This is a genomic window from Planomonospora corallina (assembly GCF_042650625.1).
In the GTDB taxonomy this organism is placed as follows: domain Bacteria; phylum Actinomycetota; class Actinomycetes; order Streptosporangiales; family Streptosporangiaceae; genus Planomonospora_B; species Planomonospora_B corallina.
The window spans coordinates 48,206-63,972 of the sequence record NZ_JBHSBM010000025.1; the positions used below are offsets into that span (position 1 = coordinate 48,206).

Below are 15,767 nucleotides of genomic sequence, written 5' to 3' on the forward strand. Positions count from 1 at the left end.
GGCGCACGGATCCGCCGTGCGCTCCGTACAGGGGTACGAACGCCGGGCCGGAAAGTCATCGGTCACCGCCGGGATGTGTCGGCGGCGGCGCGTACGGTCGAGGGGTGACGGAGACATCGACCGGTGAAGGGGCCCGGCTGGAGCCGTTCCGGGCCGAGCTGATCGGTTACTGCTACCGGATGCTCGGTTCGGCCTTCGAGGCCGAGGACGCGGTGCAGGAGACGCTCCTGCGCGCCTGGCGGTCGTTCGACCGCTACGACGAGCGGCGGGCGTCGTTGCGGACGTGGCTCTACGGCATCGCCACCAACGTCTGCCTCGACATGCTGCGCAGCGCGCAGCGCCGGGCCCTGGCCATGGATCTGCGCCGGGCGGCGGATGCGGGGCAGGGCATCGGTGAGCCGCTGCCGGAGCGGGCCTGGGTCCAGCCGATCCCCGACGGTCTCCTGCCGCCCGCGGACGGCGATCCGGAGGAGGCGGCGGTGCGGCGCGAGACGATCCGACTGGCGTTCGTCGCCGCGCTCCAGCACCTGCCGCCCCGGCAGCGGGCCGTGCTGATCCTGCGCGACGTGCTGGCCTGGAAGGCGGAGGAGGTCGCACACCTCCTGGCGGCCACCGTCGCGTCGGTGAACAGCGCCCTGCAACGGGCGAGGGCGAGGCTCAGAGCGGTCGGCGTCATGCCCGGTGAGCCGCTGCGGCCGTCCGACCCCGTCCAGCGCGAGCTGCTCGCCCGCTACTGCGCCGCGTTCGAGCGCCATGACGTCGCCGCGCTCGTGGCCCTGCTCCGCGAGGACGCCACGATGTCGATGCCGCCCTTCGGCTGGTGGCTCCGCGGCCGTGACCGGATCAGGCGGGTGCTGCTGGCCCCGGACGCCCCCTGCGCCGGTGCGCGCCTCGTCCCGGTGGCGGCGAACGGCTCGCCGGCGTTCTGGCAGTTGCGGCCCGGTCCCGACGGCGCCTACACGCCCTTCGGGCTGGTCCTCCTGGACGTGTCCGAGGGGCTGATCCGCGGCATCACCACGTATCTCGACGCCGACCGGCTGGTTCGGCTCTTCGGCGCGCCGCCCGCCGGTCGGGACCTGGGTCCGGGGCTTGCCGCTGCCCGCACCATCTCTTATGGTCATTTCCGTGACTAGTCAATTTTTTGAGTATCGCTAGCCGATGGCTCTGCGGCACGCGGTGCTGGCGGCGCTGCTGGACGGGGAGCACAGCGGCTACCAGCTGGCCAAGATCTTCGACGTGGGCGTCTCCAACTTCTGGTACGCCTCCCCGCAGCAGCTCTACGCCGAACTGGCCAGGATGGAGGCCGGCGGACTGGTGGCGGGCCGGCGGGTGGTCCAGCGGGGGCGCCCCGACAAGCGGGTGTTCGCCGTGACCGAGGCCGGCCTCGCCGAGCTGGCCGCTTTCGCCGCCGCGCCGGCCAGGCCGCTGCTGATCCGCGACGACCTCATCGTGAAGGTCCACGCCTCCGATCTGCTCGCCCCCGAGCCGCTGATCGACCAGCTCCACGAGCGCGCCAGGGAGGCGGAGGCCAAGCTCGAGCTGTTCGGCAGGACGCTGGCGCATCTGCGGGGCGGGCTGGACGAGGAGGAGTTCCTGCGCCGCGGGGAGCGCGTCGGCCCGTACCTCACCTGCCTGGGCGGGATCCGGCTGGAGCGGCAGATGCACGAGTGGTGCGCGCAGACGGCGCGGACGCTGAGCGAGCGCGCCGCGCGGCGTGCGGAGAGGAGGCCGTCGTGACGGTCTACCACCGGGCGGAGAGGAGGCGGCCATGACGGTCTACCACCGGTACGTCGCCCTCGGGGACAGCCAGACCGAGGGCATGGGCGACGGCGACGAGGCGAGGGGGTACCGCGGCTTCGCCGACCGGCTCGCCGAGCACCTGGCCCGCGTCGGTCCCGGCCTGCTCTACGCCAACCTCGCCGTGCGCGGCCGGCGTGCCGTCCAGGTGCGCGACGAGCAGCTCGCGGCGGCCCTGGAGCTCCGTCCCGATCTGGCCACGGTCGTGGCGGGCATGAACGACCTCATCCGGCCCGGGTTCGACGCGGCCGAGGTGGCGGGCGCCCTGGAGGAGATGTTCGCCCGGCTGACCGCCGGCGGGGCGCACGTGGTCACCGTGACCTACCCCGACATCGGCAGGATCGTCCCGGTCGCGCGGCGGCTGCTGCCCCGGGTGCTCGACCTCAACGAGCGCATCCGCCGGGCCGCCGCCCGCCACGGGGTGACCGTCGTCGACACCTTCCCGCTCGCCTCCGTCACCGACGCCCGGTTGTGGAGCGCGGACCGGCTGCACGCCAGCCCCGCCGGCCACACCGTGATCGCCGCCGCGCTGGCGCACGCGCTGGACCTCCCCGGCAGCGACGGCACCTGGATGGACCCGCTCCCGCCGCTGCCCGCACCCCCGGTCTGGCGCGCGGCGGCGACGGAACTGCGGTGGTTCGCCGCGTTCGCCGGCCCGTGGCTCGGCCGCCGCCTGCTCGGCCGTTCCTCCGGTGACGGCCGGACGGCCAAGCGCCCCGCCCTCACACCGGTCCTCGAGCTCGGTGCGGGCTGAGATGCGGGTGATGACCTGGAACGTGTGGTGGCGCTTCGGCCCGTGGCGGGAGCGGCGCGAGGCGATCCTGTCCGTCCTGCGTGACCTGCGGCCCGACCTGGTCGGCCTGCAGGAGGTGTGGGGCCGCGGCGAGGACAACCTCGCGGGATGGCTCGCCGGCGAGCTCGGCATGCACTGGACGTGGGCGCCCTCCGACACGCCCGGACGGTGGCACCGGCGCCTGGGCGACTCCGCCTTCGACGTCGGCGACGCCGTGCTCAGCCGCTGGCCGGTCGCCGAGCACGCGACACTGCGCCTGCCGGCCGCGGGAGGCGCCGACGACGGGCACACGGTCCTCTACGCCCGGGTGGAGGCCCCCGGGCAGCCCGTGCCGCTGTTCACCACCCACCTGAACTCGGCCCCGCACGAGTCCGCGGTGCGGTGCGCCCAGGTCGGGGCCCTGGCCGGGTTCGTCGCCTCGCACCGCGCCGGCACGCCCTTCCCGCCCGTGCTGACCGGCGACTGCAACGCCGTGCCGGACTCCGACGAGATGCGGCTGCTCGGCGGCCACAGAACCGCCCCGCCCGTGCCCGGGCAGGTGCTCCTGGACGCCTGGCTGTACGCCGACCCCGCCGCCCCGTCGTCCACCTGGGATCCCGCCAACCCCTACGTCGCCCGGACCTTCGAGCCCGCCGCGCGCATCGACTACGTCCACGTCGGAGCGCCCGGCCCCGATGGCCTCGGCCGCGTCCTGCGGGTGTTCCGGGCGGGCGACGCCCCGGTCGAGGGGGTGTGGCCCTCCGACCACGCCGCCGTCGTGGCGGACCTGGCCGACGGCCCGGCGGCACCGCCGCCGTGACGGAACGCGGCCGGGACCCCGGAGGCCCCGGCCGCCGTCCGCGCCGGGGCGCTCCGTCCGTACGGCTCAGCCGGAGGAGCCCGTACGGCTCAGCCGAAGGAGATGGAGATGTCCTTCTCCCGGAGCACGTCCAGGACGGACGCGTACATGCGGGTCTTGATGGTGCCGAGGGTGGGGCCGGCCTTGCCCGTGTTGGCGCGGGCGATCTCCAGGGCGGTCGGCCGGACGGCGTCCTCGTCCACCGCGCGGTCGACGATCCCGGCGGCGAGGGCGTCGTGGCCGCCGTAGCGGCGGGCGGTGGTCATGGCCTCGTGCGCGGTCCGCGGGGTGAGCCGGGCCTGGATGAGCGCGGACATGCCCGGGGTGAAGGGGATGTTGATGTCGGCCTCGGGCAGGCACCAGAAGCCCCGGTCGGCGCGCATCACGCGGAAGTCGTGGGCCAGGGAGAGCATCGCCCCGGCCGCGAAGGTGTGCCCCTGCAGGGCCGCCACGGTGATCAGCGGCAGGCTCAGCGTCCGCGCGAAGAGCTCCTGGACACCGGTGACGTAGTCGCTCATCCGGTCGAGGTTGCCGGAGAGCCACTCCAGGTCCAGCCCGTTGGAGAAGAACTTGCCGGTGGCGGCGGTCACCAGGGCCCGGGCGCCCTCCGCCTTCTCCACCTCGTCCAGCGCGGCGTTGACGGAGGCGATCCAGTCGGGGTGGAAGCGGTTCTCCGTGTCCCCGAGGTCGAGGACGAAGACGTCGTCCTGGCGGTCGAGCGTGGGCATGGCTGCTCCTTCACGAGGATCGGTCGGGTCGCGGGCCGCTCCCCGAGGCGCGGGGCCGGTCCTGCCCGCCGCTTTCCCGCCCGGTGGGCGGTCCGCGCCGGGCGGGGTCGGCTGACCCGTGGAGTTCTGCGTGGGCACTTGTGCTACTGGCCGGTAACCTTGCTCGGCATCGTACCGGGGAACGGCCCGGATGTCCGCTTCCCGTCCGCGAGCCCCGCGCCTGCCGCCGTTCCCGCGTTTGGATCTCCCCGATCAGGGAAGCCGTCGGCCGTCCCGACGACGGTGTGCATGAGGAGGACGGCCATGCTGCAGAAGCGGCCACGGATCGGCACGGTCGCGGTGGTCGCCCACCGGAAGAAGTCGCTCGGCGGAGGACTGGACGAGCTGCGCCGGCTCCTGGCCGACGAGGGCGTGGAGGAACTGCTCTGGTACGAGGTGCCCAAGAGCAAGAAGGCGCCCAAGAAGGTGCGGAAGGCGCTCAAGGCGGACGCCCGGCTGCTGCTGGTGTGGGGCGGCGACGGCATGGTGCAGCGGTGCGTGGACGCGGCCGCGGGGTCCGGCGTGCCCGTCGGCATCATCCCGGCCGGTACGGCCAACATGTTCGCCCGCAACCTCGGCATCCCCGAGGACCTGCCGGAGGCGGTGCGGATCGCCTTCCACGGGCGGGAGCGCCGGCTGGACCTGGGCCGGGTCAACGGGGAGCACTTCGCGGTCATGGCCGGAGCCGGGTTCGACGCGGAGATGATCAAGGATGCCGACCGGGGGCTGAAGGAGCGCATGGGCCGGGCGGCCTACTTCTGGACGGGCCTGCGGCACGTCCGCGGGGACCTCGTGCCGATGAAGATCAAGGTCGACGGGGCGAAGTGGTTCGACGGCGAGGCCAGTTGCGTGCTGTTCGGCAACGTCGGCACGATCACCGGCGGCATCGAGGCGTTCGACGACGCGCGGCCGGACGACGGCTGGCTGGAGGTCGGCGTGACCACGGCGAAGGGGCCCGTCCAGTGGGCCCGCACGCTCGGCCGGATGAGCGTCGGGCGCTCCGACTCCTCGCCCTTCGTCCGGATGACCCGGGCGAGGAGGATCACCGTCAAGCTCGGCGCGCCCATGGCCTACGAGCTCGACGGCGGAGCCAAGGGCACCGTCACCGAGCTGCGGGCCGAGGTCGTCCCCGGCGGCCTGACCATCCGCGTCCCCCGGGAGCAGGAGGAGGCGGCCGGGCCCGAGCCTGCGGCGCGGGAGGAGACCCGGGGCTGAGGCGCCCCGGGCCGGGGCGTCCGGGGCCGCCGTCCCGGTCGCCGTCCCGGTCGGCGTCCCGCCGTGGCGCGGGCGGCGGACGCGGATAACCGGTTGGCCCGCCCGGGCGGAACGGGCAGCATGACCACATGCCACTGCGCTTTCATGAGATCGCCGAGGGCGGTCACCGCATCCTGAACCCGTTCACCGACGAGAAGCTGGCGCTGCTCGGCGAGGTCGCCCGGCTCCGGCCCGGCATGCGCCTGCTCGACCTGTGCTGCGGGAAGGGCGAGATGCTCTGCCGGTGGGCCGTCGAGCACGGGACCGAGGGGGTGGGCGTCGACATCAGCGAGGTCTTCCTCGACGCGGCGCACGAACGGGCCGTGGAGCTCGGCGTGGCCGGGCGGATCCGGTTCGAGCGGGGCGACGCCGGCGCCTACCGGGCCGACCCGGGCTCCTTCGACGTCGTCTCCTGCCTGGGCGCCACCTGGATCGGCGGCGGGGTGGAGGGCACGGTCAAGCTGATGCTCCCCGCGCTGAAGGAGGACGGGATCCTCCTCGTCGGCGAGCCGTACTGGACCGAGGAGCCGCCCGCCGGGGCGCACGAGGCGTTCGGCTTCGGGCCGGACGACTTCACCTCGCTGGCCGGGACGTTCGACCGGTTCGAGGCGGCCGGGACGGAGGTGCTGGAGATGGTGCTGGCCGATCCCGACAGCTGGGACCGGTACGCGGCGAGCCAGTGGTGGACGGTGAGCGACTGGCTGCGCGCCAACCCCGGCGATCCGGACGCCGCGGAGATGCGCGTGTTCCTGGAGCGCGCCCGCCGCTCGCACGTCGAGTACGGCCGGCGCTACCTGGGCTGGGGCGTCTTCGTGCTGCGCCGTCGTTGACGGTTACCGGCGAGTAGGTTTAGGTTCTGCATACCGGCCGGTCGGTCCAAGGCCGTGCCCGTCCGGGTGCGGCGGCCCCGGTCGGAGGAGCCCGCTCCGCCGACTCCTGGAGGCACGATGACCGACGTCCAGCTCGCCCGGCAGGCCTGGCGCCGCCTGGAGCCCGTCCACGCGATGATCTACTTCGTCCCCGAGGCCGCCGAGCGCTACGCGGCCCTGGGGCTCGACGAGCGGGCGGGCTACTTCGCCTCCCGCTCGGCGGCGTTCGGCACCGCCTCACCCGAGCTCGTCATCGCGACCTTCTACAACTTCTGTCCCGGCCTCGTGCGTGCCTCGCTCCCGGCGGCCTGGGAGAAGACGACCCCCGCCGAGGTCCTGGCGGCCCGCTACGAGGCCGCCGGGGCCGCGCTGCGCCGGGGCGGAGTCCACGAGCTGCCCGCCCTCGCCGAGACGGCCGCGCTGGCCCGGCGGGCGGCCGAGCGCGCCTGCGAGCACCCCCAGGGCCGTCCGCTGTTCGCCGCGCACGCCGCGCTGCCGTGGCCGGACGACCCGCTGCTGGAGCTCTGGCACGCCCAGACGCTGCTGCGCGAGTTCCGGGGCGACGGCCACGTCGCGGCCCTGCTCGCCGAGGGGATCGGCCCGCTGGAGGCGCTGGTCCTGCACAGCGCCACCGGGGCCGTGCCCGCGGTCTTCCTGAAGGTCAGCCGGGCCTGGCCCGCGCAGGAGTGGCTGGCGGCCGAGGAGTCGCTGCGCGAGCGCGGGCTCCTGGCGGGCGACGAGCTCACCCGGGAGGGACGGGCGCTGAACCGGCGGATCGAGGAGCGCACCGACGAACTGGCCGCGCCCGCCTACGCCGCGCTCACCGGCGACGAGCCGGCCCGCCTGGCCGAGCTGGCCCGGGCCTTCGGCCGCCGGGTGGTCGACGCGGGCCTGCTGAACATCGGCGGCCGGCCGTCGGGAGCCGTCCAGGCGTGACAGGCCCGCCCGGTCGTGCCGGGTGGGGCCGGGCAGGACCGTGCCGGCCCGCCAGGACCATGCCGGGCTGATCATGCCGAGCTGATCGTGCCGAGCTGATCGTGCCGGGCCGGGCGTCGCGGGCTCCGGGCCCGCCCGCGGGGCCGGTCAGCCGGTCGCGGCGGGGTCGGCGACCTGGCCGATGAAGAGCGGCACCAGCGTCGGCCGGTGGACGACCGCGAAGGCGAACGGCCGGTCGGCGCGGAGCTCCGCCTCGGCGGGCGGCGGAGCGGAGAGCCGGAAGGCCAGGCCGGTGACGGCCGCGGCCTCGGTGCCCCACTCGTCCACGGTGATGTTCGCGCCGTGGACGGCCCGATCGAGGACGAGGCCGTCGGAGATGCCGGGATAGCCGGAGCTCCGCAGCCCGAGCCCCTCCAGAGCCGGTCCCAGCTCCAGCGCGGTGGAGAAGTCCCAGCGGGGCAGGGCGAGCCGGACCCGCGTGCGCTCCAGCCCGTCGCGCACCCGGGTGAGCGCCTCGGGGGCGAGCAGTCTCGCGGGGGAACCGCCCGGCGCGGGCAGCAGGACCCACATGGCCAGCCCGCCGCCGGCGTAGGCCAGTTCGGCGGCCTGCCAGCCGGGCCCGCTCGCGTAGGGCAGCTCCGTCTCCAGGCGCATCAGGTCCGTGCGCACCGCCGTGCCGTCGGCACGGGTGAAGACGGCGCCGGGCTCCGGCGGGTCGGTGAACGGCACGGCCCACTCGGCCTTCAGATGGAGAGCGCTCGCGAGGACCAGCCGCGTCGCGGGGTCCAGCAGATCGAAGACCTTCGTGATCCGCCCGGCGGTCCGCTCCCCGGCCCAGGCGTTGATCACCTCGACGGCGTCCGCGGCGAAGTCCACCTGGTGCGCGCCCGTGCCGTAGTGGGCGGCGAGCACGCGCAGGAACTCCTGCCGGACGGCCAGGTCCCCGGCGGTGAAGAGCCCGCCGGCGAGGTGGACGACCGGTGGCGCCGGATCCTGCCGCGCGTCGCGCGGAGTCTCCCGGTCCGGGGCCGGGGCCGGGACCGGGGGAGCCTCGCCGGTCGTGGCGATCACCCTGGACAGGGTGCCGAACGCCGCGTGCGGCCCCTCCGGAGGGAAGCCGAAGACCTCGTCCAGTCCGGCTCCGGTCGCCGGGTCCGCGCCCGCCCGGGCCATGCCGTACGCGTAGGCGATGCCCAGCGGGGACAGCACGGTGTTGGCCCGGGGCTCCGCGACGGCCGACAGCAGGGCGTGGCCGAAGGCCGCCAGGCCGGGCTGGAGGTTCGCCACCGGGGGTCCCGGCTCCGGTCCCGCGTAGGACTCCCGCGCCACCCCCTCCGCGGTGACCAGGCGGTGTCCGGAGCCGGGACCGGACCCGGAGCCGGAGCCGGGTGTGCGGCACGCCGCGAGAGCGGCCAGGGTCAGCAGGGCGGTGGTGAGCGTACGTCGGCGCATGTCCTCTGCGACGTCCGCGGCGGCCGTACGGTTCACGGCCGGCCGTACGGCTCACGGTGGGACGGTCCACGGCGGGGCGTCGCCGTACCCGCGGGGCGTCGCCGTACCCGCGGGGCGGGGCGTCGCCGTACGGCCGGGCCCGTGCGCGCCGCTGGCCGGGGCGAAGCCGCGTCAGACCGTGTACGCGGCGAAGACGGGGAACGGCAGCAGGGCGCGGACCGGGGCGCGCCGCATCGTCCGGCCGGGGAAGCTCTCCCGTACGGCCCGCGCGAGCCTTCCAGGGGAGACGAACCGGAAGTCGTAGATCCACAGCGCGCCCCCCGGCCGCAGGACCCGGGAGAACTCGGCCACGGCACGGTCCACCCGCTCCCAGTGGTGCATGCTCAGCGTCGAGACGACCAGGTCGAAGCGGTCGTCCGGGTAGGGAAGCTCCGCGACGTCGGCCACGTCCAGGGTGATCCGGTCCTCCAGCGCGGCGGCGCGCACGTGGCGGCGGCCGAGCGCGACCATGTCATCCGACAGGTCCGCACCGGTCAGGCGGAGGTCCGGGCGGGTCCGGGCGAGTTCCAGGAGCAGGTGCGCGGAGCCGGTCCCGGCGTCCAGGACCGCGCCGTCCCGTGGAGCGGCGGCGGCGAGGTCGCGGCAGACCCTGCGGAACAGCGGCCGGTTCAGCCGGGCCGCCCGGCGGTCGTAGCGCTCACCGCGGCGGCCTTCGAACTCGGACATGTGACGATCACTTCCTCTCGGGGGCTTGACCTCCTCCTCACTCTGCAAGTTCATGTGAACATGAAGTCAAGCACCGCACGGACCATGGAGATCGGCGAGCTGGCGGCCCGGTACGGCCTGGCCACGCACGTCCTGCGGCACTGGGAGGCGGTGGGGCTGCTCAGCCCCGCCCGCCACGCCAACGGCCGCCGCCGCTACGGCCCCGACGACGACGCCCGCGTCGCGCTGATCGTGCGGGCCAAGGAGACCGGGGCCTCACTGGAGCAGATCCGCGGGCTCGTGGCCGCCGACGACGGGACGCGCAGGCGCGAGATCCTCGTGCGGCACCGGGACGCGCTCGCCCGCCGGATGGAGCGGATCCGCTCGGAGCTGGAGGCGATCGAGCACGTGCTGGAGTGCGGGCACGAGGACGTCTTCGAGTGCCCGGAGTTCCAGCGCATGCTCCTCGCCGGCCCGCGTTGGGAGGCGTGCGACTCCGCCTGAGGACCGGTACGGGGAGGCGTGCGACTCCGCTGGAGCGGAGCGGGGGGTGGAGCGGGGCGGGCGGAGCCGGGGGCTCAGGCGGCGAACGTACGGCGGTAGGCCGACGGGGAGGTGCGCATCACCCGGGTGAAGTGGTGGCGGAACGTCGCCGGGCTGTCGAAGCCGACCGCGGCGGCGACCTCCTCCACCGGGGCGGAGGTGGACTCCAGCAGGGGCAGGCTGGCCGCGATCCGCTGGGAGACCACCCAGCGGATCGGGCTGGTCCCGGTCCGCTCGCGGAAGCGCCTGACGAAGGTGCGCTCCGACATGTGCGCCGCCCGCGCCAGGGCGGCGACCGTGAGCGGCCCGGCGAGGTGCTCCAGCGCCCACGCCATCGCGGCGGCGACCCCGTCGTCGCCCTCCACCGGGGCGACCGCGGCCCGGACGAACTGGGCCTGGCCGCCGTCCCGGTGCGGCGGGACCACGAGCCGGCGCGCGACCGTGTTGGCCACGCCCGGCCCGTGGTCGGAGCGGACGAGGTGGAGGAGCAGGTCCAGCCCGGCCGCGCTGCCCGCGCTGGTCAGCACGTCGCCGCCGTCCACGTAGAGCACGTCCGGGTCGACCCGGACGCGGGGGAAGCGCCGCTGCAGCAGTTCGGCGTACCTCCAGTGGGTCGTCGCCTCCCGCCCGTCCAGCAGCCCGGCCGCGGCCAGCGCGAACGCCCCCGAGCAGATCGAGACCATCCGGGCGCCCCGCCCGTGCGCCGCGCGCAGGGCCGCGACGAGCGGCGGCGGCACCTCGCCGCGCACGTCGGCCACGCCGGGCACGATCACCGTCTCCGCCCCGGCCAGCACGTCGAGCCCGTGCTCGGCCCGGAGACCGAAACCGCCCACGACCCGCAGATCGGCCCCCGGCGTCCCGGCGCAGACGGCCAGCTCGTACCAGGGCACGTCCAGCTCGGGCCGGGGGATGCCGAAGATCTCCACCACGCAGCCCAGCTCGAAGACCGACATGCCGTCGAAGGCGAGGACGGCGACCGTGCGGCGGGCGGCGCGCGACGCCGGTGGGGCCAGGGGGAGCGGCATGGCGGGATCTTAGCGACATACGGCGTTCACGCCACTGTCGCGCGCGGCCGGCGACCGGAAGGATCTCCTCGTGTCCGCACCGGGCCGGAGATCACCGCCACCCGGACCTCACCGCCCGGCCGGGGGAAGCCGTCGCCGGACGTGGTGGTGCGCCGCACCGCCCGGTCGCGGGCCGCCGTCACCGAGCACACACGAAAGGACAGCCGAGATGTCCGCCGTCACCGCGGTCCCCGCCGCCGGCAGCGCCGCCGCCCTCGCCCACTTCGCCGCCCGCCTGACCTTCGAGACCGACGTCGCCGACGTCGCGGCCGACCTGGCCGCGGGGGTCCCCGGCGTGGTCGTGGTCGACTCCCGCAGCCGGGAGAGCTGGGAGCAGGGGCACATCGCGGGCGCCGTCCACCTGCCCACCGCCGAGATCGCCGCCCGCGCGGCCGAGGTCGTGCCCGCGGGCGCGACCGTGGTGACCTACTGCTGGGGGCCCGGCTGCAACGGCGCCACCCGCGCCGCGCTGGAGTTCGCCCGGCTCGGCCACCCGGTCAAGGAGATGCTGGGCGGCTTCGAGTACTGGGCCCGGGAGGGTCTGCCGGTGGAGACCGCCTCCGGTGTCACCCGCCGCCCGGCCGACCCCCTGACCGCCCCGGTCTCCGGCGCCGCCTGCGCCTGCTGACCGCCGGCTCCGGGGTGGACCGGATCGGCGGGGCGGACCGGGAACGGCGGTCAGGACGGGATGGGGACGTGGACCGGCTCGAGTCCCTCGGGCTCCTTGCCGGGGTAGGCGCCGCCGAGCATGGTCGCCACCGTGTAGAGGTGCCAGGCCGTACCGGGTTTCTTGACCACGGGGTCGGCGAAGAGTTCGCGCACCTCGTCCGGCTTGACGATGGGGGCCAGCAGGTCGAGGTGGGCCAGGACGTGGTCGCGGAGCACGGCGCTGAGCGCCTCGCCCGGGCTGGTCCGCCAGCTCCAGCCGCCGCCGGTCTTCGGCGCGGTCAGGAACTCCGGCCTGCGCTGCCACGGGTGGTACTTCCGGCCCACGGTGAAGCGCCACGGCTTGCCCTCGATCGGCACGTGCCGCAGCTGCGGCGCGAACGTCGTGATCAGCTCGTGGATGACCTCCTCCGACAGGCGCCACCCCTGGTCCAGGCCGAGCGCGGCCCGGACCACCCGGTTGTCGAGGAACGGCCGGACCGGGTCGCCCCGGCGCAGCGAGCCCGCCCGGGCGCTGGCCTGCCAGCGCCCGACCTTGTACCAGACGTACATGTGGTCGAGCGCCTCCATGGCGTCCGGCCGGGCCCGCCACGGCTCCGCCAGCGCGCGGGCGTGCTCGTTGGCCGCGTCGGTGAAGAGCGCGACGTCCTTGGCGAAGAAGGTCGTGTCGATCCGCCTGCGCAGGGCCTTGTCGCCCAGGTCGCTCTGGAGCAGCAGCAGGCTCCCGGCGCGCAGGGTCTCGCCGCTCTGCCCCGACATGGTGGGCTTGGCGCTGTAGGGCAGGTAGGTGACGATCGACTCGTAGGCGGAGGTCATGCCCTCGCAGGTGCGCAGCGTCTCGTAGGTCCGCGCCAGCGGGTGCTCCACCAGGACCGCGTCCTTCTTCTCGGCGCGGGCCGGCGGGATCACGGTGTGCTCGACGCCGAGCGCGCGGGCGATCCGCCCGGCGAGGATCACGTCCGGATGCGTGTCGAGCCCGTTCGTCGTCGCCCGGAACGGCACCTTCGCGGCGTGCAGCAGGGCGGCCAGCACCCGGGTGTCCCGGCCGCCGGTCAGCGCCAGGTTCACCGGCTCGCCCGCCTCGCGCAGCGGCGCCACGGTCGCCAGCAGCGCGTCGGCCAGCTCCTCGACGAGCGCCCGCTTGCGCCGGCGGGAGGACGGCGCGGGCGCGGCGGCCGGGAGCGGGTCCGCGGTGACCGCGCGGCGGCCGTCCCGGATGGTGATCGTCGCCGACGGGGGAAGCGCGGAGACCCCGGCGTACGGCGTCTCGTCGGAGACGAAGAAGCCCTGGCGGATCATCGTCTGCAGGGCGGCCACGTCCCAGTCGACCCGGTCGCCGCCGCAGGCCAGGTGGACCAGGAGCGCGCGGCTGCCGACCACGTGCAGGTCGGGGGTCTCGGCGTGGAAGACGGGGCAGACACGGTTGATCGCGGTGGCGGCGGACAGCTCGCCGGGGGCCGCCCGGAAGACCGAGAAGCAGCCGCCGACCGCCTCGGTGCGCAGCCGGGGGGCGTGCGCGAGCCGTTCCACGTCGCGCGGCTCGGCGAGGTGGCCGTTGACCCCGGTCACCCGGTCGGGCTCGGTGAACAGCAGCGTGGGCTGCCGGGAGTCGTCGGGCTCGTTCGTCCAGGCGAACAGGGAGACCCCGGGGCGGTGCCACTCGCGGCCCCGGATGACCTCCGGAGGGACCGGGAAGGCGGCGTCGATCGCGCCCCTGACGGTGTGCAGCACCGCGTCGGGGATGCCCGCCGCGGGGTCCTTGGCCGCCAGTCCGAGATACACGCGCATGGTCCTGGATCATATGCGGTGTTTCCGGGCTTTCTCCGGGACGGAGCGGGGCCGGTGGGAGACGATGGGCGTCATGAACGAGATGCTTTCGCGTGCGGCCGACCGCACGATCGGCGTGGTGCGGGGGATCCGGGACGACCAGCTCGGCCTGCCCACCCCCTGCGCGGAGTACGACGTGCGGGCCCTGCTCGGCCACCTGTCCTGGGTGGCGGCGATGATGGCGGCACTGGCCCGCAAGGAGCCGGTGCCGCCCGCCGACACCGAGCCCGCCGCTCTCCAGGAGCGGGTCCGCGACATGGTCGCCGCCTGGGCGGACCCGGCGGCGTTCGAGGGGGAGAGCCCGATGATGGGCTTCCCCATGACCGTGGTGTTCCAGATGGGCCTGGGCGACCTGGTCGTCCACGGCTGGGACCTGGCCCGCGCCACCGGGCAGGACTACGAGGTGGACGCCGAGACCACCGAGGCGATGCTCGTCTACGTCGAGCAGATGGCGCCTATGGCGCGGCAGAACGGGGTCTTCGGCGAGGAGGTCGCCGTGCCGGCCGGCGCCCCGCCGTTCGAGCGCATGCTCGGGCTCAGCGGGCGCGACCCGGCCTGGAAGCCCTGATCACGCCCCGGACACGGTTCGTGCTCGCTTGGGTCAAGCACCCGGCGCGGGCGGGCGGGGGGTCGTCGTAGGGGATGACGCGCATCCCCCTGGAGGCGACATTGAAGACCCGCCCGCCCGCTCGCCCGTTCACTCGCCCGTTCGCCGTCGCCCTCACCGCGACCGTCCTGCTGCTCGCCGCGGCCTGCGGCTCGTCGGAGCAGGGCAGCACCGTGCCCGCCGGAGACTCCGGCAGGGCCGCACCCGCCCCGGCGGCTCCCGCGGCGCCCGGGGAGGCCCCCCGCCAGGACCCCGGAGAGGCGGACACGGCGCCGACCGGAGTCCCCGAGGCGCGGGACAGCGACCCCGGGCGGCTGTCCACCTTCGCCCTCGACGTGGACACAGCCTCGTACGGCTATGCCAAGCAGACCCTGACCGAGGGGCGCCTGCCGGACCCGGCCCAGGTCAGGCCGGAGGAGTTCGTCAACTCCTTCCGGCAGGACTACGCCGAGCCCGACGGTGACGGCTTCGCCGTGCACCTGGACGGGGCGCGCCTGCCCGGCGGCGGCGCCGCGCTGGTCCGGGTCGGTCTGCGGACCCGCGGGGCCGACCCGGAGACGCGGCGCCCGGCGAACCTGACCTTCGTGGTCGACGTGTCCGGCTCGATGGGCGAACCCGGCCGGCTCGACCTGGTCAAGGAGGCGCTGCACAAGCTCGTCGACCAGCTGGGGCCCGGGGACCAGGTGGCGATCGTGGCCTTCAGCGACGAGGCGGAGACGGTCGTCCCCATGACGCCGGCGACCAGCCGGCAGGAGCTGCACGCGGCCGTCGACCGGCTGGCCGTACGGGACTCGACGAACCTGGAGGCGGGCCTGGTAACCGGGTACGGCGAGGCCGCCCGGACGTTCCGGCCGATGGCCACCAACCGGGTCGTCCTGCTCTCGGACGGCCTGGCCAACACCGGCGACACGACGTGGCAGGGCATCCTGGACCGGGTCAAGGAGTCCGCGGGCCGGCGGATCACCCTGCTCTGCGTCGGAGTCGGCCGCGAGTACGGCGACGCGCTGATGGAGCAGCTCGCCGACAACGGCGACGGCGCCGCCGTCTACGTCGGCTCGGCCGCCGACGCGCACAAGGTCTTCGTGGAGCGGCTCGTCACCACGCTCGACCTGCGGGCCCGCGACGCCAAGGCCCAGGTCGCCTTCAACCCCTCGGTCGTGGAGTCCTACCGGCTCATCGGCTACGAGAACCGCGCGCTGGCGGCCGAGGACTTCCGCGACGACACCAAGGACGGCGGCGAGGTCGGGCCGGGCCACTCGGTGACCGCCCTGTACCGGGTGACGCTGCGCGGCGGCGCCTCCGGGCAGCTCGCCACGGCGACCGTGCGCTGGCAGGACCCGGACACCCGCGGCCCGGCCGAGACCAGCCGAGCCCTGGACGCGCGGGACCTGGCCGGCTCGGTGTGGGAGGGGCCGTCGCCCAGGTTCCAGGTGACCGTGGTGGCGGCGGCGTTCGCCGAGCACCTGCGCGGCCGCGAGGAGGCGTTCGGCGCCGGGCTCCGGGAGCTCGGCCGGCACGCGGACCGGCTGGCGGAGGCCACGGAGGACCCGATGGTCGCGGAGCTGGCCGGCCTGATCCGCCGGGCCTCGGAGCTCGGCTGACGGCGGTGGCGCGGACGGACGCCTCCCGCCGGGCCCGCCGCGGCGGGC

At 75.2% G+C, this 15,767-nt stretch carries 16 protein-coding genes; 11 read left to right on the forward strand and 5 right to left on the reverse strand.

The genetic code is table 11. The features are described from left to right. Positions 1-104 precede the first annotated feature (104 nt). The 4 genes from ACFOWE_RS22280 to ACFOWE_RS22295 are packed head-to-tail and all read left to right on the forward strand — an operon-like array spanning position 105 to position 3,389. Positions 105-1,133 carry a sigma-70 family RNA polymerase sigma factor gene (locus ACFOWE_RS22280; RefSeq protein WP_377290856.1) on the forward strand — a complete coding sequence of 343 codons (1,029 nt, stop codon included), beginning with the start codon at positions 105-107 and terminating at the stop codon, positions 1,131-1,133. A gap of 25 nt (positions 1,134-1,158) precedes the next feature. After that, positions 1,159-1,737, forward strand: a complete 579-nt coding sequence (locus ACFOWE_RS22285) for a PadR family transcriptional regulator (RefSeq protein ID WP_377290857.1) — start codon at positions 1,159-1,161, stop codon at positions 1,735-1,737. 31 nt (positions 1,738-1,768) lie between these two features. Continuing rightward, a complete protein-coding gene (locus tag ACFOWE_RS22290) occupies positions 1,769-2,551 on the forward strand; it encodes an SGNH/GDSL hydrolase family protein (protein WP_377290859.1) in 783 nt (260 codons plus the stop codon). A gap of 10 nt (positions 2,552-2,561) precedes the next feature. Continuing rightward, positions 2,562-3,389, forward strand: a complete 828-nt coding sequence (locus ACFOWE_RS22295; protein ID WP_377290861.1) for an endonuclease/exonuclease/phosphatase family protein — start codon at positions 2,562-2,564, stop codon at positions 3,387-3,389. An 89-nt stretch (positions 3,390-3,478) separates the two neighbouring features. Here the strand turns inward: ACFOWE_RS22295 and ACFOWE_RS22300 are convergent, their stop codons facing one another. Continuing rightward, positions 3,479-4,156: an enoyl-CoA hydratase-related protein gene (locus tag ACFOWE_RS22300; RefSeq protein WP_377290863.1), complete on the reverse strand. Its 678-nt coding sequence runs from the start codon at positions 4,154-4,156 to the stop codon at positions 3,479-3,481. 303 nt (positions 4,157-4,459) lie between these two features. On the opposite strand from ACFOWE_RS22300, the gene ACFOWE_RS22305 reads away from it, so the two are divergent. From ACFOWE_RS22305 to ACFOWE_RS22315, 3 genes are all read left to right on the forward strand, one after another. Continuing rightward, entirely contained in the window at positions 4,460-5,410 is a 951-nt protein-coding gene (locus ACFOWE_RS22305) for a diacylglycerol/lipid kinase family protein (RefSeq protein WP_377290865.1), read from the forward strand. A gap of 128 nt (positions 5,411-5,538) precedes the next feature. Next, positions 5,539-6,279 carry an SAM-dependent methyltransferase gene (locus ACFOWE_RS22310; protein WP_377290867.1) on the forward strand — a complete coding sequence of 247 codons (741 nt, stop codon included), beginning with the start codon at positions 5,539-5,541 and terminating at the stop codon, positions 6,277-6,279. Positions 6,280-6,396: 117 nt separating this feature from the next. Continuing rightward, positions 6,397-7,254, forward strand: coding sequence for an SCO6745 family protein (locus tag ACFOWE_RS22315; RefSeq protein WP_377290871.1), 858 nt, complete (start codon positions 6,397-6,399; stop codon positions 7,252-7,254). Between the two features lie 147 nt (positions 7,255-7,401). On the opposite strand, the gene ACFOWE_RS22320 is transcribed toward ACFOWE_RS22315, so the two are convergent. Together ACFOWE_RS22320 and ACFOWE_RS22325 are read right to left on the reverse strand one after the other, a co-directional pair. Then, positions 7,402-8,706 (reverse strand): serpin family protein, encoded by a 1,305-nt coding sequence (locus ACFOWE_RS22320; RefSeq protein WP_377290873.1) that lies wholly within the window; start codon positions 8,704-8,706, stop codon positions 7,402-7,404. 171 nt (positions 8,707-8,877) lie between these two features. Next, positions 8,878-9,432, reverse strand: coding sequence for a class I SAM-dependent methyltransferase (locus tag ACFOWE_RS22325; protein ID WP_377290875.1), 555 nt, complete (start codon positions 9,430-9,432; stop codon positions 8,878-8,880). A 60-nt stretch (positions 9,433-9,492) separates the two neighbouring features. Here ACFOWE_RS22325 and ACFOWE_RS22330 point away from each other — a divergent pair, with 60 nt between their 5' ends. After that, the gene (locus tag ACFOWE_RS22330; RefSeq protein ID WP_377290877.1) at positions 9,493-9,915 is read left to right on the forward strand and encodes a MerR family transcriptional regulator; all 423 of its coding nucleotides are present in this window, start codon (positions 9,493-9,495) and stop codon (positions 9,913-9,915) included. A 74-nt stretch (positions 9,916-9,989) separates the two neighbouring features. On the opposite strand, the gene ftrA is transcribed toward ACFOWE_RS22330, so the two are convergent. After that, positions 9,990-10,979: a transcriptional regulator FtrA gene (ftrA, locus tag ACFOWE_RS22335; protein ID WP_377290879.1), complete on the reverse strand. Its 990-nt coding sequence runs from the start codon at positions 10,977-10,979 to the stop codon at positions 9,990-9,992. Positions 10,980-11,187: 208 nt separating this feature from the next. Here ftrA and ACFOWE_RS22340 point away from each other — a divergent pair, with 208 nt between their 5' ends. Next, positions 11,188-11,646, forward strand: coding sequence for a rhodanese-like domain-containing protein (locus ACFOWE_RS22340; RefSeq protein ID WP_377290881.1), 459 nt, complete (start codon positions 11,188-11,190; stop codon positions 11,644-11,646). 50 nt (positions 11,647-11,696) lie between these two features. On the opposite strand, the gene ACFOWE_RS22345 is transcribed toward ACFOWE_RS22340, so the two are convergent. Next, positions 11,697-13,472 carry an asparagine synthase-related protein gene (locus ACFOWE_RS22345; RefSeq protein WP_377290883.1) on the reverse strand — a complete coding sequence of 592 codons (1,776 nt, stop codon included), beginning with the start codon at positions 13,470-13,472 and terminating at the stop codon, positions 11,697-11,699. A gap of 73 nt (positions 13,473-13,545) precedes the next feature. Here ACFOWE_RS22345 and ACFOWE_RS22350 point away from each other — a divergent pair, with 73 nt between their 5' ends. Next, entirely contained in the window at positions 13,546-14,079 is a 534-nt protein-coding gene (locus ACFOWE_RS22350; RefSeq protein WP_377290885.1) for a TIGR03086 family metal-binding protein, read from the forward strand. 74 nt (positions 14,080-14,153) lie between these two features. Continuing rightward, complete coding sequence (locus ACFOWE_RS22355) at positions 14,154-15,719, forward strand: vWA domain-containing protein (protein ID WP_377290887.1); 1,566 nt, start codon at positions 14,154-14,156, stop codon at positions 15,717-15,719. The last annotated feature ends 48 nt before the right edge of the window (positions 15,720-15,767 follow it).